The 19,207-nt window shown below is 40.5% G+C and carries 20 protein-coding genes and 2 pseudogenes; 19 read left to right on the top strand and 3 right to left on the bottom strand.

The genetic code is table 11. The features are described 5' to 3' along the window. Positions 1-73: 73 nt before the first annotated feature. The 3 genes from O3620_RS09600 to O3620_RS09610 are packed head-to-tail and all read right to left on the bottom strand — an operon-like array spanning position 74 to position 1,867. The gene (locus O3620_RS09600) at positions 74-637 is read right to left on the bottom strand and encodes an ECF transporter S component (RefSeq protein ID WP_002918980.1); all 564 of its coding nucleotides are present in this window, start codon (positions 635-637) and stop codon (positions 74-76) included. Continuing rightward, the gene (gene coaC / locus O3620_RS09605) at positions 621-1,172 is read right to left on the bottom strand and encodes a phosphopantothenoylcysteine decarboxylase (protein WP_023916247.1); all 552 of its coding nucleotides are present in this window, start codon (positions 1,170-1,172) and stop codon (positions 621-623) included. The genes O3620_RS09600 and coaC overlap by 17 nt, the downstream gene beginning before the upstream one ends. Positions 1,173-1,183: 11 nt before the next feature. Then, the gene (locus O3620_RS09610) at positions 1,184-1,867 is read right to left on the bottom strand and encodes a phosphopantothenate--cysteine ligase (RefSeq protein WP_002918982.1); all 684 of its coding nucleotides are present in this window, start codon (positions 1,865-1,867) and stop codon (positions 1,184-1,186) included. Between the two features lie 213 nt (positions 1,868-2,080). Between O3620_RS09610 and O3620_RS09615 the strand changes: the two genes are divergently transcribed. The 19 genes and pseudogenes from O3620_RS09615 to O3620_RS09705 all read left to right on the top strand — a co-directional run bounded on the left by O3620_RS09615 (position 2,081) and on the right by O3620_RS09705 (position 19,154). After that, on the top strand, positions 2,081-3,751 hold the full coding sequence (locus O3620_RS09615; protein WP_002918983.1) for a formate--tetrahydrofolate ligase: 1,671 nt from the start codon (positions 2,081-2,083) through the stop codon (positions 3,749-3,751). A 24-nt stretch (positions 3,752-3,775) separates the two neighbouring features. Beyond that, positions 3,776-4,732 carry a GTP pyrophosphokinase family protein gene (locus O3620_RS09620; protein ID WP_125378444.1) on the top strand — a complete coding sequence of 319 codons (957 nt, stop codon included), beginning with the start codon at positions 3,776-3,778 and terminating at the stop codon, positions 4,730-4,732. A 19-nt stretch (positions 4,733-4,751) separates the two neighbouring features. After that, positions 4,752-4,901: pseudogene (locus tag O3620_RS09625) on the top strand (formate--tetrahydrofolate ligase); the annotation flags it as partial. A 77-nt stretch (positions 4,902-4,978) separates the two neighbouring features. Then, a complete protein-coding gene (locus O3620_RS09630; protein ID WP_235787776.1) occupies positions 4,979-5,512 on the top strand; it encodes a GNAT family N-acetyltransferase in 534 nt (177 codons plus the stop codon). Continuing rightward, positions 5,509-6,120 carry a DUF5052 family protein gene (locus O3620_RS09635; protein ID WP_002918990.1) on the top strand — a complete coding sequence of 204 codons (612 nt, stop codon included), beginning with the start codon at positions 5,509-5,511 and terminating at the stop codon, positions 6,118-6,120. The genes O3620_RS09630 and O3620_RS09635 overlap by 4 nt, the downstream gene beginning before the upstream one ends. Positions 6,121-6,123: 3 nt before the next feature. Beyond that, positions 6,124-6,777: a DNA alkylation repair protein gene (locus tag O3620_RS09640; RefSeq protein WP_002918992.1), complete on the top strand. Its 654-nt coding sequence runs from the start codon at positions 6,124-6,126 to the stop codon at positions 6,775-6,777. Next, positions 6,774-7,298 (top strand): GNAT family N-acetyltransferase, encoded by a 525-nt coding sequence (locus tag O3620_RS09645; RefSeq protein ID WP_002918994.1) that lies wholly within the window; start codon positions 6,774-6,776, stop codon positions 7,296-7,298. Before O3620_RS09640 ends, O3620_RS09645 begins: the two co-directional genes overlap by 4 nt. A 676-nt stretch (positions 7,299-7,974) precedes the next feature. Beyond that, positions 7,975-9,051, top strand: a complete 1,077-nt coding sequence (locus tag O3620_RS09650; RefSeq protein ID WP_032910421.1) for an aspartate-semialdehyde dehydrogenase — start codon at positions 7,975-7,977, stop codon at positions 9,049-9,051. A gap of 79 nt (positions 9,052-9,130) precedes the next feature. Then, positions 9,131-10,066 carry a 4-hydroxy-tetrahydrodipicolinate synthase gene (gene dapA, locus O3620_RS09655; protein ID WP_002900331.1) on the top strand — a complete coding sequence of 312 codons (936 nt, stop codon included), beginning with the start codon at positions 9,131-9,133 and terminating at the stop codon, positions 10,064-10,066. Positions 10,067-10,126: 60 nt separating this feature from the next. After that, positions 10,127-10,726 (top strand): hypothetical protein, encoded by a 600-nt coding sequence (locus O3620_RS09660; protein ID WP_002900332.1) that lies wholly within the window; start codon positions 10,127-10,129, stop codon positions 10,724-10,726. A gap of 295 nt (positions 10,727-11,021) precedes the next feature. Continuing rightward, positions 11,022-11,360, top strand: coding sequence for an ATP cone domain-containing protein (locus tag O3620_RS09665; protein ID WP_002895476.1), 339 nt, complete (start codon positions 11,022-11,024; stop codon positions 11,358-11,360). Positions 11,361-11,502: 142 nt separating this feature from the next. Continuing rightward, positions 11,503-12,354 (top strand): ribosome biogenesis GTPase YlqF, encoded by an 852-nt coding sequence (gene ylqF / locus O3620_RS09670; RefSeq protein WP_002919000.1) that lies wholly within the window; start codon positions 11,503-11,505, stop codon positions 12,352-12,354. Beyond that, entirely contained in the window at positions 12,341-13,105 is a 765-nt protein-coding gene (locus tag O3620_RS09675; RefSeq protein WP_002919001.1) for a ribonuclease HII, read from the top strand. Before ylqF ends, O3620_RS09675 begins: the two co-directional genes overlap by 14 nt. A gap of 17 nt (positions 13,106-13,122) precedes the next feature. Continuing rightward, positions 13,123-13,964, top strand: a pseudogene (locus tag O3620_RS09680) (PRD domain-containing protein). Further along, positions 13,940-14,503 (top strand): sugar O-acetyltransferase, encoded by a 564-nt coding sequence (locus O3620_RS09685; protein WP_002919003.1) that lies wholly within the window; start codon positions 13,940-13,942, stop codon positions 14,501-14,503. Before O3620_RS09680 ends, O3620_RS09685 begins: the two are co-directional and overlap by 25 nt. A 131-nt stretch (positions 14,504-14,634) precedes the next feature. Further along, the gene (gene dprA / locus O3620_RS09690) at positions 14,635-15,477 is read left to right on the top strand and encodes a DNA-processing protein DprA (RefSeq protein WP_002919004.1); all 843 of its coding nucleotides are present in this window, start codon (positions 14,635-14,637) and stop codon (positions 15,475-15,477) included. Positions 15,478-15,561: 84 nt separating this feature from the next. Beyond that, complete coding sequence (gene topA / locus O3620_RS09695; protein ID WP_002919005.1) at positions 15,562-17,655, top strand: type I DNA topoisomerase; 2,094 nt, start codon at positions 15,562-15,564, stop codon at positions 17,653-17,655. 57 nt (positions 17,656-17,712) lie between these two features. Beyond that, positions 17,713-18,213 (top strand): hypothetical protein, encoded by a 501-nt coding sequence (locus O3620_RS09700; protein ID WP_002904498.1) that lies wholly within the window; start codon positions 17,713-17,715, stop codon positions 18,211-18,213. Next, on the top strand, positions 18,210-19,154 hold the full coding sequence (locus O3620_RS09705) for a hypothetical protein (protein ID WP_002919006.1): 945 nt from the start codon (positions 18,210-18,212) through the stop codon (positions 19,152-19,154). Before O3620_RS09700 ends, O3620_RS09705 begins: the two co-directional genes overlap by 4 nt. The last annotated feature ends 53 nt before the right edge of the window (positions 19,155-19,207 follow it).

Here is a 19,207-nt window from a genome sequence, read left to right on the forward strand (position 1 = left end):
TCAGAATATTAGAGCTGAATTGCAGCATAAAAAAAGACCAAAGCAAGGCTTGGTCCAGAAAACTAAGTCATCATCATTTTTTTGATTTTTCAAGCGCAGGAATGATAGTTGCTGTCAAAATCGCAGAAATGATTAACTCGGCAATGGAATTTGCTGATAGAATAACAGCCAGAAGTGCTTTGATATCTCCTTGATATACATTTGCAAAGAGAAAGAAGATACCGCCCAAGACGAAGATGGTATTGGTGGCAGAACCAACGGAACCTGCTACAATCAAGCCAGCCTTATTTTTCATAGCTTTATATACGAAATAAGGAGTGATACCGATGAGAATGCGAGGCACCATGGCAACAAGAAGCGAAGAAAGACTTCCATTTGGCACAAAAGGGCTAAAGAGATAACTGGTTGGCAGCAGCACCAAGGTATTGGTGACAACGCTGATACATCCCATAAGACCACCTAGAACAGCTCCGACTTTAGGGCCATAGAGGATACTGGCGATAATCACTGGAATGTGAATAATCGTAGGTTTAATCGGTACTGGAAGCAAGTTGAAAATGACTGAGCTGAGCAGGTGCAGTACCAACATAATGGCAAAGAAAATAGCAATTTGAGCAATTTTAGATTGTTTTTTCATAAATAAGTTCCTTTACTGTATCAATAATTGTATCAATCTCAGCTAGAGCACCTGTCCCCTGATCGCCACATGCTAGAACAGCTTCGCGCGGCTGGATAATCTTCCATCCAAAACGCTGCAGACGCTCCAAATTGTGCTGGGTTAGTGGATTTTCAAACATCTTAGTGTTCATAGCTGGAGCTAGAACTTTCTTGGTATGAGGCGGCAGAGCCAGGGCAGTAGCTGTTACCATATTATCAGCTAAGCCGTTGGCTAATTTAGCGATGGTATTGGCTGTAGCTGGCGCTAGCAAAAAGAGGTCAGACTCTTTAGCGATGTCAATGTGATTGACCTTGCTAGGGTCAGGTTCTTGCATAATATCAATTGCAACTGGTCTTTGCGACAAGACTTGCAGGGTCAGCGGTGTGATAAATTCTGTCGCTGCCGCTGTCATGAGGACAGCAACTTTAAAGTTCTCTTTCTTTAGACGACTGGTGATGTCAGCAGCCTTGTAAGCTGATATGCTGCCGCTGACGGCTAAGGTAATCTGTGTCATCATTTACCTCCTTATGGACTATGGATATGCAGGTAGAGGAGCTGAGCAATTTCTTCTTTGGATTGGGCTTGGGTTACAGTATCATTTCCGACAAGATAGGCTTTGTGCTCTTGATTAGAAATCTCTGTCAAATCATTGGCGACAATGATTTCTGCCTGATTTTTTACGAGACTGGCTCGTGCAGTCTTGAGTAACTCTTCATCAGAAACATCAACCAAGAGTTTGAAGCCGATCAAGCGAATGTCTGGATTCCATTTTTTTACCAGGCTGATGATTTTAGGTGTCTTTTTGAGAAAAAGAACTTGAACATCATCCTGAGAAGAAATCTTGCTTTCTGAGTTAGTCTTATCCAGAAATTCAGCCATATCAGAGCTAGCAGCTACAGTTTCCAAACCAGTCATGTAGACGGGAGTATAATCAGAGACCGCCATTGCATGAATCAGTACATCATGTGTGTGAACGAGTGGCTCCAAGCTTTTATGCAGTTCTGCAACATTTTCGATCTGGACAATGGTAAGATTGGGGTGAGCTGCAGGGCGGACAGCATTGGGAGTCGTCACCAGAGTCACCTGATCGCCCTTGTCTAGGAAAGTTTCAGCTATGATTTTCCCAAGCTGGCCTGTCGAATGATTGGTAATAGAGCGGACACGGTCGATTTTCTCGCTTGTCCCGCCAGAAGTAATCAATATGTTCATAGCACTATTTTACAAGAAAAAAGAAATTTAGTAAAATAATTCTAATTGCAGAGTGTCACAGCGGAAAATAATTCTCTGAAATCTTATATTTTAGAGAATATAATTTTCTTAACTTTCCTTTTTTCCGAACATTAAAATCTTTTTAGAGCTTAATCATGTAGATTTTGCTCTTTTTTGTTATAATCTTTATATTAATTGACAGAGGAGTTCTTGATGAAAACAGATATTGAAATTGCTCAAAGTGTTGAATTGCAGCCTATTGTTGATGTAGTGAAAAAAGTTGGCATCAACTATGACGACTTGGAATTATATGGTAAGTATAAGGCTAAGCTCAGCTTTGATAAAATTCGTGAGGTTGAAAAAAATCCTGTTGGCAAACTGATTTTGGTAACGGCGATTAATCCTACACCTGCTGGAGAAGGTAAATCTACCATTACCATTGGACTAGCTGATGCGCTCAATAAAATTGGCGAGAAAACTATGATTGCCATTCGGGAACCATCTCTGGGGCCTGTGATGGGCATCAAGGGAGGAGCAGCTGGCGGTGGTCACGCGCAGGTTCTACCGATGGAAGACATTAACTTGCATTTTACTGGTGACATGCACGCCATTACGACTGCTAATAATGCTCTATCTGCTCTCATCGATAATCATCTTCATCAGGGAAATGCACTGGGAATCGATCAGCGTCGTATTATCTGGAAGCGGGTGGTTGACCTAAATGACCGAGCTCTTCGCCATGTGACCGTTGGCTTAGGAAGTCCTGTCAATGGTATTCCGCGTGAAGATGGTTTTGACATTACTGTTGCATCTGAAATTATGGCGATTCTTTGCTTAGCTACGGATATTGAAGATTTGAAAAATCGCTTGGCTAATATTGTTATTGGCTATCGTTTTGACCGCTCGCCAGTCTATGTTCGTGACCTTGAAGTCGAAGGAGCCTTGGCTTTGGTCTTGAAAGATGCGATTAAGCCAAATCTGGTACAGACTATTTACGGAACACCAGCCTTTGTTCATGGCGGTCCTTTTGCCAATATCGCCCACGGCTGTAACTCTGTTTTGGCGACTAGCACAGCGTTGCGCTTGGCTGATTATACTGTGACGGAGGCAGGATTTGGTGCAGATCTTGGTGCTGAGAAATTCTTGGATATTAAAACACCAAACTTACCAACTTCTCCAGATGCAGTAGTGATTGTTGCAACCTTGCGCGCCCTCAAGATGAATGGTGGAGTAGCTAAGGATGCACTTACAGAAGAGAATGTTGAGGCGATTCGAGCTGGTTTTGCTAATCTCAAGCGGCACGTTGAAAATATCCGTAAGTTCGGTATTCCAGTTGTAGTAGCTATCAATGAATTTGTCTCTGACACGGCTGATGAAATTACTGCGCTTAAGGAACTTTGTGCAGAAATTAAGGTTCCAGTTGAGTTAGCTAGCGTCTGGGCTGATGGTGCCGAAGGTGGTGTATCTCTGGCTGAGACTGTAGTTAAAACCATTAATGAAGAACCTGCTCATTACACTCGTCTCTATGATAATAATCTTTCGATTGAAGAAAAAATAGAGAAAATTGTCAGAGAAATCTATCGTGGTTCAAAAGTGAACTTTGAGAAAAAAGCTCAGACTCAGATTCGCGAAATTGTCAAAAACGGCTGGGACAAGCTGCCAATCTGTATGGCTAAAACACAGTATAGCTTCTCAGACAATCCTGCTGCTCTGGGCGCGCCAGAAAATTTCGAAATTACCATTCGTGAATTGGTACCAAAACTTGGGGCAGGCTTTATCGTGGCTTTGACAGGAGATGTCATGACCATGCCAGGATTGCCAAAACGTCCTGCAGCACTTAATATGGATGTTGAAAGCGACGGAACCGTTCTAGGATTATTTTGATTATATATTGAGAGGTATAAAATTATGGAAAAAAATTTGAAAGAAATATTGTCACAATTTGATTCAACTAAAAATAATTACGAGAGGCTTTTAGAATATATCGAAGCTACAATTAAAAGTCTTATGGAAAATGAAAAAATACAAATCCATGAAATTAAAGGAAGGATTAAAGATAAAGAAAGTTTAAGCAAAAAAATTGAAACTAAAGACTATAAATATTCTAGTTTGTCAGATATAACTGATATTTGCGGAATTAGAATTATCACATATTTTTCGGACGATGTAGATAAAATTGCTTCATTACTTGAAGAGGAATTTGATTTAGATAAGGAAAATTCTATTGATAAACGAAAAACCCAAGATCCTACTAAATTTGGCTATGTATCTTTACACTATATATTAAAATTAGGAGGAAATAGAGCAGAATTAACTGAAAATATTAATTATAAAGAATTAAAATTTGAAGTTCAGATAAGGACTATTTTGCAGCATGCTTGGGCGGAGATAGAACATGACTTTGGATATAAATCTGATCAGGATGTTCCTGAAAAAATTAGAAGAAGGTTTTCAAGATTAGCTGGTTTAATTGAGTTAGCTGACGATGAATTCATGGAAATTAAACGATATGAAAAGGAATATATTAATAAAGTTGAAGAAGGATTCAAAGAGAATTCTAAAAGTATACAAATTGATTCTATAAGTATTTCAGCCTTATTAGAAAGTGAATCTTATATCAATTTTCTTGAAGAATATTATAATGAATATAATATAGAAATTAGGTATCCTGGTGGAAAATTTAAAGATGATAGAATTTCTAAAATTGTCAATTATTGTGAACAATTAGGTATTAAAACGATTGATGAATTGGTGAATAAGTTTAAAAAGAATTTTCCAAATTACTTTAATGAATGGATAAAGGATAAGGATAACTATTTTTATGTGTGGAATATTACTCCGCTACTTGATATTGTGCCAATGTAAAAGTCTGATAGATAAAACTATCACCATTCGTGAATTGGTACCAAAACTTGGAGCAGGCTTTATCGTGGCTTTGACAGGAGATGTCATGACCATGCCAGGATTGCCAAAACGTCCTGCGGCACTTAATATGGATGTTGCAGCAGACGGCACAGCTATTGGTCTATTTTGATCTTGGTTTAAAAGGCTCTTTAGGAGTCTTTTTTTGGTATAATAGTGAAAATAATGAGAATGGAATATGGAGTCAACATGAATATTAGATTAGCAAATCCATCAGACGCTGCGAGCTTGCTTGCTATTTATGCGCCTTATGTAGAAAATACAGCCATCACTTTTGAATATGAAGTACCGACCATTGAGGATTTTGGAAATAGGATTGAAAAAACGTTGGAAAAATATCCTTATCTGGTAGCGGAAGAAGATGGTTTAATTTTAGGTTATGCCTATGCTTCGACTTATTATGCGCGTGCCGCCTATGATTGGGCGGTGGAATTATCCGTCTATGTCAGTCTAGATGCTCGAGGAAAAGGAGTCGGCAGCAAGCTTTATGATGAACTTGAAGACCTGTTAGATCAGATGGGATATATGCATTTTCTAGCCTGTATTTCTCTGCCAAACGAAGCTAGCCTAGCTTTGCATCTAAAAAGAGGCTACCAGCAGGTAGCACATTTCCCTAAAATTGGCTATAAATTCGAACGTTGGCATGATATTGTTTGGCTGCAAAAGTCCTTAGAAAAGCATGCTGGATCCATCAAACTTTTAAAAGAAATGGAGTGGAAATGATGAAAAAGAAACATTTATTAATAACTCTTCTAAGCATTACCCTTTTGACTTTGAGCGGCTGTCAGGCCGTTGAAAATTGGTTTAAAAATGCCAAGGAGGAATGGCTTGGTTTAGAGATGACGGTTCGCACCTATGATGAAAATTCCCAGCTCATCGACCAAATGTCGGGCAAGTCCCTATCCATCTCGCGTAATGAGGAGTTTGATTCAGTTGATGAAGAAGGAAATTCTAAAGAAGATTCTTCTGTGCTCAAAATTACCTTGGGTAAGTATGAGATTGACCATGTAGGCTCTTCCTTGATTGCAGAAGAAAAAGGCTTGAAAGATGTCTTTGCTCAATATCAAAAGACTGCAGATGTTGAAGAGAACAGCCATTCTGTCCCTGTTCTAAATCGCATGATTTCAGCCTTTAAAAATGACTTTACTGGAAAGAAAAAGGTCATTCTGATTCGCTCTCAAAACGGCACTCCGCTGGCAGCATATGCTGGCGATCGTGTCTCTCTTGATAAATCTGATGCTCCTAAAACTTCGGAGTTGCTGATTGACGGCAAACGTCTCGTGATTTACCGCTGCGACTACACTATTTATGACCGTGAATTGCTGGAGTAAGTTATGGATGTAGAAGAATTACTTGAAAATCTGAAAGCAGTAGCTAACCCTGACGATGCGAGAGCTATGAAAGCCTATATGAAAAATAAATTTGAGTTTCTAGGAGTCAAGACTCCGGCCAGACGGAAGCTCGCAAAGGCTTTTTTCAAACATCAGACTGACTCTGTCATTGACTGGGATTTTATAAATGAAGCTTGGAATAATCCCTATCGAGAATTACAGTACACCGTGCTAGATTATCTGGAAAATCGCAAGAAACTATTGACTCCATCTGACTTGCCACGTTTGAAAAAGCTAGCCCAAACAAAATCTTGGTGGGATACCATAGACTTTTTGGACCGCTTGGTTGGATCAATCATTGCCCGATTTCCAGAAACCAAAGAGATTATTTTAGCTTGGAGTCGTGATGAGGATATTTGGCTGCGGCGCTTGGCTATTGATCATCAGCTTCTTCGAAAAGAGGAAACAGACATAGAGTTGCTAGAGAACATTTTAGTCAATAATCTAGGCCAAACAGAATTCTTTATTAACAAGGCCATCGGCTGGGCGCTGAGAGATTATTCCAAAACCAATCCAGACTGGGTCAGAGATTTTATAGAACGGTATCAAGCAGAAATGGTTGCCCTTAGTATTCGAGAGGGAAGTAAGTATTTATGAAACATATTTATTTAAAATATCTGGAAGAGGAGGATTACTTAGTTTGGATGGAAGGATTTTCCGATAGACTTCCTTCTCAATCACCATTTGATGATGGGCTTTTAGATATGACAATTTGTACAGAAAGTTGGTTTGCGGACTTGGTGGCTAAGCACCGCGATTTCCGAGAGAAAGACCAGCAGTATATTTGGGGAATTTATGACGCAAAAAGCGGAAAACATGTTGGTATGGTTAATTTATTTGTGCTAGCTAGAGATGACTTTCAATGGGCGGAAATAGGTTATACGATACATAATCAATTTTGGCGTCAGGGCTACGCCAGAGCTATGCTAGAAGAACTCAAGAAAGTCAGTCGCGAACTAGGATTTCATCGTTTAGAAGCACATGTTGATCTACAGAATATCCCTTCGCAAAAATTACTAGAGCAATCTGATTTCTATCTTGAAGGAGTACGGAAACAATTCCAAAAAGAAGGTCAGGAGTGGAAGGATAGACAAGTTTTTGTTTATATTTTAGATTAAATACCTTGACAAAACGGAAAAAGATAAGGTAAACTATATTTCGTGCGATGAGTCGATATGCAGATTTTCTGCAAATTGAAGCATGGGAGGTCATAAACGCAGGAGCGGACCTTGATCAGTTGTGTGAACCTGCTGATCACACGAAAGTGCCCTTATCCCCAATCTACGGATTGGGGATTTTTCTATGTCTCTTAGAGTGGCAAGACGGTTAGTCGTAGCCGAACTTAGAGACATTGATGCTGATACGATAGGCGTTGAGAAGTGCTATTGCTCTTGATGAAACAACTTCGCAGAAGGCAGTTGAGTCGTAGAGCAATGGATGCAGTTTTGTTCGTGAGAACAAAATCTGTAAACCTTGAAACTTCTCTTAGAGAGGAAAGAAGGTTAGTTGAAGCCGAGCTTAGAGACATTGATACTGAGACGGTCGAAGTCGTGAGTGCTATTGCTCTTGACGAAACGAGCCCACAGGAAGAAGTTGAGCTGTAGAGCAATGAATGCAGTTTTGTTCGTGAGCACAAAATCTGTAAACCTTGAAATCTCTCATAGAGAGGCATGAGAGTTGGTGTGGTTTATCAAAATATCGCACTTATATTCTTCAGAAATATTTGCATTTTTTCCTAAAAATAGTATAATACTAACAATACAAAATTTTTTGAAAATTCAGAGAGGTTATCGCATGGGATATACAGTTGCTGTAGTAGGTGCCACTGGTGCCGTTGGATCTCAAATGATTAAAATGCTGGAAGAATCTAGCCTTCCAATTGATAAAATACGCTATCTGGCGTCTGCTCGTTCAGCTGGTAAAGTTCTCCAATTCAAGGGACAAGATATTACTATCGAAGAGACGACTGAGACGGCTTTTGAAGGTGTAGATATTGCTCTCTTCTCAGCTGGCGGTTCTACTTCAGCAAAATTCGCTCCTTACGCAGTCAAAGCTGGAGCAGTAGTGGTCGATAACACCTCTTATTTCCGTCAAAATCCTGATGTTCCTTTGGTTGTTCCAGAAGTCAACGCCCATGCCTTAGATCAGCACAAGGGAATTATCGCTTGCCCTAACTGCTCGACAATTCAGATGATGGTGGCTTTAGAGCCTGTTCGTCAGCAATGGGGGCTGGAGCGCATCATTGTGTCTACCTATCAAGCTGTTTCTGGTGCAGGTATGGGAGCCATTCTTGAAACCCAAGCTCAATTGCGCTCTGTTCTCAATGATGGTGTAAATCCTAAGGACACGGAAGCCAATATCCTCCCATGTGGCGGTGATAAAAAACATTATCCTATTGCTTTTAATGCCTTACCTCAGATTGATGTCTTTACAGATAACGACTACACTTATGAAGAGATGAAGATGACCAAGGAAACTAAGAAAATTATGGAAGATGATTCTATTGCTGTTTCTGCGACATGTGTCCGTCTTCCTATTTTGTCTGCTCACTCAGAGTCTGTCTACATCGAGACTAAGGAAGTTGCACCTATTGATCAGGTAAAAGCAGCAATTTCAGCCTTTCCTGGTGCTGTTCTGGAGGATGATGTAGCTCATCAGGTTTATCCGCAAGCAATCAATGCAGTTGGTAAGAAAGAAACCTTTGTTGGTCGGATTCGCAAGGATCTTGATGCGGAAAAAGGAATCCACATGTGGGTCGTTTCAGACAATCTTCTTAAAGGAGCGGCTTGGAATTCTGTTCAAATCGCAGAGACACTGCATGAGCGTGGTTTAGTTCGTCCGACAGCAGAAGTGGTTTTTGAATTAAAATAAAGTGACCAAGGAAACTTGACAGCACAGGGTTGAATAATCGTTCTTTCAACCCTCTTTTCGTACAAAGAGAGGTAAGTTTATGGCGTATGCGGATTTGAAAAACTGTAAAATCATCACAGCTTTTATTACTCCTTTTCATGAAGATGGCTCCATCAATTTTGAAGCTATTCCAGACTTGATTGAGCACCTTTTGGCCCACCATACAGATGGGATTTTGCTGGCTGGAACGACTGCTGAAAGTCCAACCCTGACTCACGATGAAGAGTTGGAGCTGTTTGCGGCAGTTCAAAAGGTTGTCAAGGGGCGTGTTCCTTTGATTGCGGGTGTCGGTACCAACGAAACGCGCGATTCTATCGAATTCGTCAAAGAAGTAAATGAATTTGGTGGCTTTGCAGCTGGTCTGGCAATTGTTCCCTATTACAATAAACCTTCTCAGGAAGGGATGTATCAGCACTTTAAAGCCATTGCGGATGCTTCAAACCTGCCTATCATTATCTACAATATACCTGGCCGGGTTGTTGTTGAGATGACACCTGAGACTATGCTGAGGTTGGCTGAACATCCAAATATTATCGGTGTTAAAGAATGTACCAGTCTGGCGAATATGGCCTATCTGATTGAGCATCGTCCAGAGGAGTTTCTGATTTATACTGGTGAGGATGGCGATGCCTTTCATGCTATGAATCTGGGAGCTGATGGAGTTATTTCAGTTGCTTCTCACACAAATGGTGATGAAATGTTTGAAATGCTGGATGCTATTGAACACAATGATATCAAAAAAGCAGCAGCTATCCAACGGAAATTCATTCCTAAAGTCAATGCCCTTTTCTCTTACCCAAGCCCTGCCCCTGTCAAGGCAGTCCTTAATTACTTAGGTTTTGCAGCCGGCCCAACCCGCTTACCACTTGTGCCTGCACCTGAAGAAGATGCCAAACGTATTATTAAGGTCGTGGTTGATGGTGACTATCAAGCGACCAAAGAGACGGTTAAAGGTGTCCTGAGACCGGATTATTGATTGATAGCAGCAGTTTTAGGATTGACATAGATAAAAATAATAAAGAAAGAATTGAAAATTGTGACAGAAAAACATAGTGAACGAATTGAGGAGTATAAGGATAAGCATAGACTGGAAAAACTTGAGGGCAAAAAAGTTTATGATAAGCCAGTTATCCGAACTGGTGATAAGGCAGGTTGCTATGGTTCAGGATTGATTTTACTTGGATCTGTTTTAGGAATTATTTATTTACTTCTTATACTGATAACGGATTGGGATTTGAAACTTTTCTCTTTCATCTGGGAAACACTTGCTGCGTTAGGGATAGTTTTCAGTCTTTTTGGAGCTTTTAAAATCGGTCAGTTGGAGCTGCATAGTTTATCAATGGTAGCTGACAAAGAGAAAAATTTTGAAATTGATAAAGCTTTCAATCTCTATAACATCATTCACAAACCAACAAAGAAAATTTTACTTCAATATGATAGTGAGGATGATAGTTTAATTTCTCTGAATGCTGGGGGAGAGTTATTAGTTGAGCTATTAAAGAGAGTTGAAGAAGAAAAATTGTCCTTTAAGGCTATTAACAAAACATTGAGTTTAGAAGAAGTGTCTGAAAATCACTGGAAAATGCACTATCGTTATAAAAGACAGGACATAACATTAGAGAAATCTGATACATAATGTTTGGCTTGCTAAGTTAGTCGTATTGACTTAAACTGAAAAGTGAATTCGGAATCTGATAGTTGTATGAAGAACATTGGAAAAGGATTGTCCAGAGCGGTCCTTTTTTATATGGTCTTTTAAGGATAAAAAAATGGAAGCATCCTTTGAAAAATATTGGAAAAAATTATATAATGTTAAGGTATGGTCTGACTTTGTGATTTCTTTTTGAGCAGACTATAGACAACTGGACTGGCAGCAGTCATGTTAGAGACTTACATTAGATTAGAAATATATAATATAAAAGGAGTTTTTTATGCAAGTTATTAAACGGAGTGGTGAGGTTGTAGAATTTGACCCAGATAAAATTTATCAAGCAGTTTTAAAGGCAGCTCAGACTGTCTATGTGTTGACAGATGATTTGCGTCAGAATTTAGCGCAGGTTACAAAGAAAGTGGTTCTGGATTTGGAAGAAGCTAAGGTTGAACGTGCGACAATCAGCATGATTCAGTCCATGGTTGAAAGCCGCCTCTTGGGTGCAGGTTATATTACTATTGCAGAGCATTATATTTCTTATCGCTTGCAGCGCGATTTAGAGCGAAACGGCTATGGAGATCATATAGCTGTGCATCTGCATTTTGAGCAAGTGAGATAAAATCAGAAAGCCCGTTAGGGCTTTTTTTTGCTCTTGAGGTAGAGAGTATCACTTTAGGATTCATCCGCTTAAATCCCAGAAATATGTTAAAATAGTTAAAGAAATAAAATTTTATCAATGATATTCGTTGAAAGGATAAATTATGGCAACGATTCAATGGTTTCCGGGGCATATGTCCAAGGCACGGAGACAGGTACAGGAAAACATTAAGTTTGTTGATTTTGTGACGATATTGGTTGATGCGAGACTTCCTTTATCCAGTCAAAATCCTATGCTGACTAAGATTGTGGGGGATAAGCCCAAGCTTTTGATTTTAAACAAGGCTGATTTAGCTGACCCAGTTCGTATTAAGGAATGGCAGAGTTATTTTGAAAGTCAGGGGATTCCGACTTTATCTATTAATTCCAAAGAGCAATCTGCTGTTAAAAAAGTTACAGACGCAGCTAAGAAGCTTATGGCTGATAAATTGGCGCGTCAGAAAGAAAGAGGAATTCGCATCGAAACCCTGCGTACCATGATAATCGGTATTCCCAATGCTGGCAAATCAACCCTCATGAATCGATTGGCTGGTAAGAAAATTGCCGTTGTAGGGAATAAGCCAGGTGTGACCAAGGGGCAGCAATGGCTCAAGTCAAATAAAGACTTGGAAATCTTGGATACACCAGGGATTCTCTGGCCTAAGTTTGAAGATGAGATGGTTGCTCTCAAGCTTGCCCTGACTGGTGCTATTAAGGATAATCTGCTGCCTATGGATGAGGTGACGATTTTCGGCCTTAATTATTTTAAGGAGCATTATCCTGAGGAGCTGACAGCACGCTTCAAGCAGCTGGATCTAAGCCAGGAAGCGCCTGACATGATTATGGATATGACCCAAAAACTCGGCTTCCGCGATGACTACGATCGTTTTTACAGCCTTTTCGTCAAAGATGTTCGCGATGGCAAGTTAGGCCGTTATTGTCTGGATATGGTTGGTGAACTAGATGGCAACGATTAAAGAAATCCAGCAACGTTTAGAGTTAGTGACTGATTTGGCTGATCCTTTTCTGGCAGAAGCGGCGAATGATTTGCGCAGCGGAGTTCAAAAGGCGATTGAAAAGCGTAAAAGAGCCATTCAGGCGGAGTTGGACGAGGATTTGCGTCTGGAGCAGATGCTACGGTATGAAAAAGAACTTTATCAAGCCGGCTATCAGACGATTGCTGGGATTGATGAAGTCGGCCGCGGTCCTCTAGCTGGACCAGTTGTCGCTGCAGCAGTTATCTTACCTCCAGGATGTAAGATTAATGGCCTTAACGACAGCAAGAAGATACCCAAGAAAAAGCATCAAGATATCTATCAAGCAGTCATGGATAAAGCCTTGGCAGTCGGTATTGGCCTGATGAACAGCGAGATTATTGATCAAGTCAATATCTACGAAGCGACTAAGCTGGCTATGAAAGAGGCTTTGTCTAAGCTTCGTCTCAAGTCAGATTATCTGCTGATTGATGCCATGAAACTGGATGTTGATATTCCGCAAGAGTCCATCATCAAAGGTGATGCTAATTCTCTGTCTATCGCAGCGGCCAGTATTGTTGCTAAGGTCACTCGGGATAAGCTGATGACAGACTATGACAAGGAATTTCCTGGCTATGATTTTGCGCAAAATGCGGGTTATGGCACTAAGAGCCATTTGCAGGGCTTGGAGCGACACGGCGTAACCCCTATTCATCGCAAGACATTTGAACCCGTAAAATCCATGTGTGAATAGGCACGAAGAGGTGAGGGATGCTTATCAGTAAAATCTTAAACAATGATGTGGTGATTTCTGAAGAAAACCAAGAAGAAGTTATTCTCATGGGGCGAGGACTAGCCTTTGGTAGAAAAGTTGGCCAGGAGATTCCAGATGAGCTGATTGAGAAAAAGTATGTCTTGTCAGAAAATAGACGCCAGCTTCTGATGGAGTTGCCAGCAGAGGTCATGGAAATGTCGGATAAGATTATTTCTTTCGCAAGGGAGAAACTGCAGAAGAAGCTCAAAGACACTGCTTTTCTGACGATGGCAGATCATATCCACGGAGTCTTGCTGCGCTTGGAAGATGATATTTATCTCAAGAATTTCCTCATGTGGGATATTAAACGCTTTTTTCCTATCGAGTTTGAGGTTGGTCAGTATGCAAAACAGCTTTTGAGCGCTTATGTCAGTAAGGAACTTCCAGATGATGAAGCAGCATTTATGGCGCTGACCTTGGTCAATGCAGAGTTGGAAAATGGCGATGGAACTGCGCGTGATTTGACTATGATGATGGAGGAAATCATGACCATTGTCAAGTACAGTTTGGAAATTTCTTTAGATGAAGAAGATATCTACCTAGAGCGCTTTATGACCCATCTAAAATTTTTCTGTGAGAGAGTTCTGACTGATAATGGACACCGTGACTTGGAGGACAATAAGATGTTTAACTTACTTAAATGTAAGTACCCTTGGCTTATGAGACAACTAGGAAGATTGCTGAATTTTTAAAGCAAACCAGAAATTACCAAACATCAGAGGATGAACAACTTTACCTGACTATTCATTTGTCACGCATGAAAAGGAGGATGCTATGCGAAGCGAATACGAAAAAATGATTGCTGGAGAGATTTACCGACCACAAGACGAAGATTTAAGAAAAATTAGAGCCCGATCCAAAGAATTTCAATATCGTTTTAACCAAGAGCAAGACAGCGACAAGAGAAGTGCTATTATCAAAGAATGGTTTGGCAGCACAGGGGAGAATCTTGCTATGAAGCCAGATTTGGTTTGCGACTACGGAATTAACATTCATTTAGGAGAAAATTTTTTTTCTAACTGGAACCTGACTATGCTGGACGTTTGCCCGATTCGCATCGGAGACAATGCTATGCTAGGTCCTAATTGCCAGTTTCTGACACCTCTTCATCCGCTTGATCCAGTGGAAAGAAATTCCGGTATTGAGTACGGAGCACCAATCACTATTGGTGATAATTTCTGGGCTGGCGGAGGTGTGACGATTCTGCCAGGCGTGACACTAGGGGATAATGTCGTGGTTGGTGCCGGAGCGGTTGTGACCAAGTCTTTTGGTGACAATGTAGTCTTGGCTGGTAATCCAGCACGAATTATTAAGGAAATCCCTGTTCATAAAGAATAAAAGATGGGTTAAAGGCAATAGTCAAGAAAACCAGCTATTGACAACATCAAATTCAATAAAATCGTAAAGAAGGAACTGTATCGCAGTTCTTTTTTTGAATTTTTTTACGAATAAGAAAGTGAGGTGAAAAAATGAATAATTTTGAGATTTATAAAATGAAAAAAGCTGGCTTGACCAATCATCAGGTTTTAAATGTTTTGAGATACGCTGAGAGTAGAGATGGCAAGCTTTCTCTCCGAGATAAGGCTGTCGTATCTGAGTGCCGTAATCCTGCTCTCTTTATAGAGAAATACAAGAGGCTTGATTTACCAGCTTTGAAGGAAGAGTTTGAACTTTTCCCGTCCTTTTCTATCTTAGATGATATTTACCCTTGGGATTTATGCGAGATTTACGATGCACCGACCTTGTTATTTTATCAGGGAAATCTAAATCTACTAGAATTGCCCAAGGCTGCGGTCGTTGGCAGTCGAGACAGCAGCAAGCAAGGAAATGCCTCCGTACAAAAGATTGTCAAGGAGCTAAATAATGAATTGGTTATCGTCAGCGGCCTCGCTCGTGGAATAGATACAGCGGCTCATATGGCTGCCCTGCAAAACGGGGGGCAGACCATTGCTGTCATCGGAACAGGATTAGATGTCTTTTATCCCAAGGCCAACAAAAAACTACAAGCTTACATTGGCAAAAACCATTTATTGCTGACAGAGTATGGTCCAGGTGAACAGCCCTTGAAATTTCATTTTCCAGAGCGGAATCGGATCATAGCTGGTCTCTGTCGAGGCGTCATTGTAGCAGAAGCCAAGATGCGCTCAGGCAGTCTGATTACCTGTGAGCGAGCAATGGAAGAAGGGCGGGATGTCTTTGCTATTCCGGGGTCAATTTTAGATGGAAAATCTGACGGCTGCCATCATTTGATTCAAGAGGGCGCAAAGTGCATCACATCAGGCTCTGACGTTCTTTCTGAATTTGATTTTTAAAACAAGTTTTCCTATAAGAAAAGTTAGCAGTTGACATCTATCAAAAAATAGTTTAAACTCTATGAGATTTATTTCTTATAGAAGGTGTCTAAATTGGTTACAAAAACAAAGAAGAAGTCTACGACCAAGAAAAATCTTGTCATCGTAGAGTCGCCTGCTAAGGCAAAAACAATAGAAAAATATCTGGGACGAAACTACAAGGTTCTGGCCAGTGTCGGGCATATTCGTGATCTGAAAAAGTCTACTATGTCCATTGATTTTGAGAACAACTATGAGCCACAATACATCAATATTCGTGGTAAAGGTCCGTTGATTAATGACTTGAAAAAAGAAGCCAAGAAAGCTAAGCAAGTTTTTCTGGCAAGTGACCCGGACCGCGAAGGAGAAGCTATTTCTTGGCATCTGGCTCACATTCTGAATCTGGATGAGAAAGAAAAAAACCGCGTCGTCTTTAATGAAATCACCAAAGATGCAGTCAAGAATGCATTTAAAGAGCCCCGCCAGATTGATATGGATCTGGTCGATGCCCAGCAGGCTCGTCGAGTTTTGGACCGCTTGGTTGGTTATTCCATTTCTCCTATTCTTTGGAAGAAAGTCAAAAAGGGCTTATCAGCTGGTCGGGTGCAGTCTGTCGCGCTCAAGCTGATTATCGACCGGGAAAATGAAATCAACGCCTTCAAACCAGAAGAATATTGGACAATTGACGGAACCTTCAAGAAAGGAACCCGTCAGTTCCAGGCCAGCTTTTACGGCATGAATGGTAAAAAGATGAAGCTGACCAACAACGACGAGGTCAAAGAAGTCCTGTCTTACCTCAAGGGTGATGACTTTACAGTCGACAGTGTCGAAAAGAAAGAGCGTCGACGCAATGCTCCGCTGCCCTACACGACTTCCTCTATGCAGCAAGATGCAGCTAATAAGATTAATTTTCGTACTCGCAAGACCATGATGGTGGCTCAGCAGCTCTATGAGGGGATTAATATCGGTTCTGGCGTACAAGGTCTGATTACGTATATGCGTACCGACTCGACTCGTATCAGTCCAGTAGCGCAGAATGAAGCAGCAAGCTTTATCACGGATAAATTTGGCGCCAAATATTCCAAACATGGCAGCAAGGCTAAGAACGCTTCTGGCGCTCAAGATGCCCACGAGGCCATTCGTCCTTCCAGCGTTTTCAATACACCGGAAAGTATCGCAAAGTATCTGGATAAGGATCAACTTAAGCTCTATACGCTGATTTGGAACCGTTTTGTAGCCAGCCAAATGACAGCAGCAGTCTTTGATACTATGAATGTTAAGCTGGGGCAAAATGGTGTCCAATTTGCTGCCAACGGCAGTCAGGTCAAGTTTGATGGCTATCTGGCTATTTACAACGACTCTGACAAGAATAAAATGCTGCCTGATATGGAAAAGGGCGATACCGTCAAACGTGTCAATACCAATCCAGAACAGCACTTTACCCAGCCACCTGCTCGTTATTCTGAAGCGACTCTTATCAAGACTTTAGAAGAAAATGGTGTTGGTCGTCCGTCTACCTATGCACCGACCATTGAAACTATTCAGAAACGATATTACGTTAAGCTGGTTTCCAAGCGTTTTGAGCCAACGGAACTAGGTGAGATTGTTAATTCATTGATTGTAGAATTCTTCCCAGGCATCGTAAATGTGAAATTTACAGCCGAAATGGAAGCAAAACTGGATGATGTAGAAGTTGGGAAAGAGCAGTGGCAGAAAGTTATTGACGAGTTTTATCGACCTTTTGAAAAGGAAGTCGCTAAAGCCGAGACTGAAATGGAGAAAATCCAAATCAAGGATGAGCCAGCTGGTTTTGATTGTGAGGTCTGTGGCAGTCCCATGGTCATCAAGTTGGGGAGATTTGGCAAGTTCTACGCCTGCAGTAACTTCCCAGACTGTCGTCACACTCAGGCTATTGTCAAGGAAATCGGCGTGACCTGTCCGCAGTGTCAGAAAGGTCAAGTTATCGAGCGTAAGACTAAACGAAATCGCATTTTCTATGGCTGTGATCGTTATCCAGACTGTGATTTCACATCTTGGGACAAGCCAGTTGGTCGGAACTGTCCAAAATGTGACCATTATCTGATCGAAAAGAAAGTTCGCGGCGGTGGCAAGCAAGTGGTCTGCAGCAATGGCGATTACGAAGAAGAAAAAGTGAAATAGCTCCTTTTACATAATTTATATTATGTAAAACATTTTCTGAAGAAGAGGTGCAGCTTTATGACAGATAAATTTGCAGAATTTCTAAAAATCGCTTCTCAACTGAATAAGATGGGAATTATTCCAATTCTGATGGGTTCTCTAGGTCTGGAGCAAGTTACTGGTCAGGACTGGCAGGCGCGGGATATTGATATTCATGTTCACGGTGATGAGCGTGGCTGGGAAGCACCAGATGAAGAGCGCATTTATGATATGGACAAGATTGAACCTATGATGGAGAGCTTGGGCTATCGCTTAGTCGATCTGCACGAGCATGAATTTCAAAAAGAAGATCTATCTATTGAGTTTGGGGCCATGGAAACCTTGGAGGCTTTTTCAGGTGTGCCGCTAGAGAAGTTGACTCGAAAAGAAGTTGAAGGTGTTGAGTTTCTACTGCCAACTGCAGAGCAATTTTTAGCTATCTACCGCGCCTCTTCCCAAGATTCTTACCGAAATGATAATAACAATCATAAGGATTTTGCTAAGATTGCTTACTTGGAGGAGATGTTAAAAGCAAAGTGATTAAGAAAATAATTAGTGTGCTGTTTTCTATTCTCGCATTATTTATTTTGTCAGCATGCAACAACAGTGTAGATCATGATTTAAGTAGTACGGCTATATCAAATATTAGTTCCGTAATAGAAGCTGCAGGACTTGAAGCAGAAGGATACTCGACTGCTGATACTTTTGGCTATCAGGGATTTCCGTTTTACATTGAAGGAAACAAAAAATTTGTTGATGTCTATGTGGATTTTGAAAAAGATTATGTTCAGAAAACTCCAGTCCTCAGATACAACTCGAGGCTTAAAGAAGTTGAGAAGAAAATTTTCTTTGGTTTGGCCAAGAAAAAAGTCTATCGTTTAGAAATGGAGTATGTTTCTGGCGATGACAATTATGATAGACTTGAAGAAGCTTACAATAAGTTGCTTCAAAGTGATAGCTTGGCTTCTACATTTTTGAGCGAAGATATGATTAGACAGCTTTATTTAAAAAACTCAATTGAATTGCACTCCTTTGACTCGGGATATTCTTTGGTGCCAAAAGAAGAATATAGTGGCAACCCAGAAACTCATCTTGAAGAGCAAGAGAAAAGGGAAGCAATTTTGAAGAGGGATGTCAAAGAACTAACTCCGTTAATCAAGGACTTAGACCTAAGTAGGGAAAAAAATCTAGTTGAAGATGTGATTGTTCGTAATCGCGATATACTCTTAAAAAGAGTTGCTGACAATCATTCGACTTTTAGTATTCATATAAGCGTTGATATAGAACAAGTACGAAAACAAAACCTACAATTAGCTAATGAAGATATTGACAATTGGATAGACTCTGATTTTGAATACTTACTTGTTCAAATACTTCAAATCGATAAACTACCTAGGAATACAGAAGTAGGCTTTGGTATAAGTTACGAAGACAATAAGCATCTGTATGCTTATAAGTCATTCAGCTTCAATAAACAATGATTTTCGAAAGACAGACGGGAATTCTCCTGTCTGTCTTTTTTACTATCTTTTTG

The sequence above is a fragment of the Streptococcus sp. 27098_8_134 genome, assembly GCF_041431675.1.
Classification (GTDB): domain Bacteria; phylum Bacillota; class Bacilli; order Lactobacillales; family Streptococcaceae; genus Streptococcus; species Streptococcus sanguinis_R.

Coding starts and splice junctions, on each gene's coding strand:
- O3620_RS09600 (WP_002918980.1), bottom strand. CDS start 637: ATGAAAAAACAATCTAAAATTGCTCAAATTGCTATTTTCTTTGCCATT.
- coaC (WP_023916247.1), bottom strand. CDS start 1,172: ATGACACAGATTACCTTAGCCGTCAGCGGCAGCATATCAGCTTACAAG.
- O3620_RS09610 (WP_002918982.1), bottom strand. CDS start 1,867: ATGAACATATTGATTACTTCTGGCGGGACAAGCGAGAAAATCGACCGT.
- O3620_RS09615 (WP_002918983.1), top strand. CDS start 2,081: ATGAAAACAGATATTGAAATTGCTCAAAGTGTTGAATTGCAGCCTATT.
- O3620_RS09620 (WP_125378444.1), top strand. CDS start 3,776: ATGGAAAAAAATTTGAAAGAAATATTGTCACAATTTGATTCAACTAAA.
- O3620_RS09630 (WP_235787776.1), top strand. CDS start 4,979: ATGAATATTAGATTAGCAAATCCATCAGACGCTGCGAGCTTGCTTGCT.
- O3620_RS09635 (WP_002918990.1), top strand. CDS start 5,509: ATGATGAAAAAGAAACATTTATTAATAACTCTTCTAAGCATTACCCTT.
- O3620_RS09640 (WP_002918992.1), top strand. CDS start 6,124: ATGGATGTAGAAGAATTACTTGAAAATCTGAAAGCAGTAGCTAACCCT.
- O3620_RS09645 (WP_002918994.1), top strand. CDS start 6,774: ATGAAACATATTTATTTAAAATATCTGGAAGAGGAGGATTACTTAGTT.
- O3620_RS09650 (WP_032910421.1), top strand. CDS start 7,975: ATGGGATATACAGTTGCTGTAGTAGGTGCCACTGGTGCCGTTGGATCT.
- dapA (WP_002900331.1), top strand. CDS start 9,131: ATGGCGTATGCGGATTTGAAAAACTGTAAAATCATCACAGCTTTTATT.
- O3620_RS09665 (WP_002895476.1), top strand. CDS start 11,022: ATGCAAGTTATTAAACGGAGTGGTGAGGTTGTAGAATTTGACCCAGAT.
- ylqF (WP_002919000.1), top strand. CDS start 11,503: ATGGCAACGATTCAATGGTTTCCGGGGCATATGTCCAAGGCACGGAGA.
- O3620_RS09675 (WP_002919001.1), top strand. CDS start 12,341: ATGGCAACGATTAAAGAAATCCAGCAACGTTTAGAGTTAGTGACTGAT.
- O3620_RS09685 (WP_002919003.1), top strand. CDS start 13,940: ATGCGAAGCGAATACGAAAAAATGATTGCTGGAGAGATTTACCGACCA.
- dprA (WP_002919004.1), top strand. CDS start 14,635: ATGAATAATTTTGAGATTTATAAAATGAAAAAAGCTGGCTTGACCAAT.
- O3620_RS09700 (WP_002904498.1), top strand. CDS start 17,713: ATGACAGATAAATTTGCAGAATTTCTAAAAATCGCTTCTCAACTGAAT.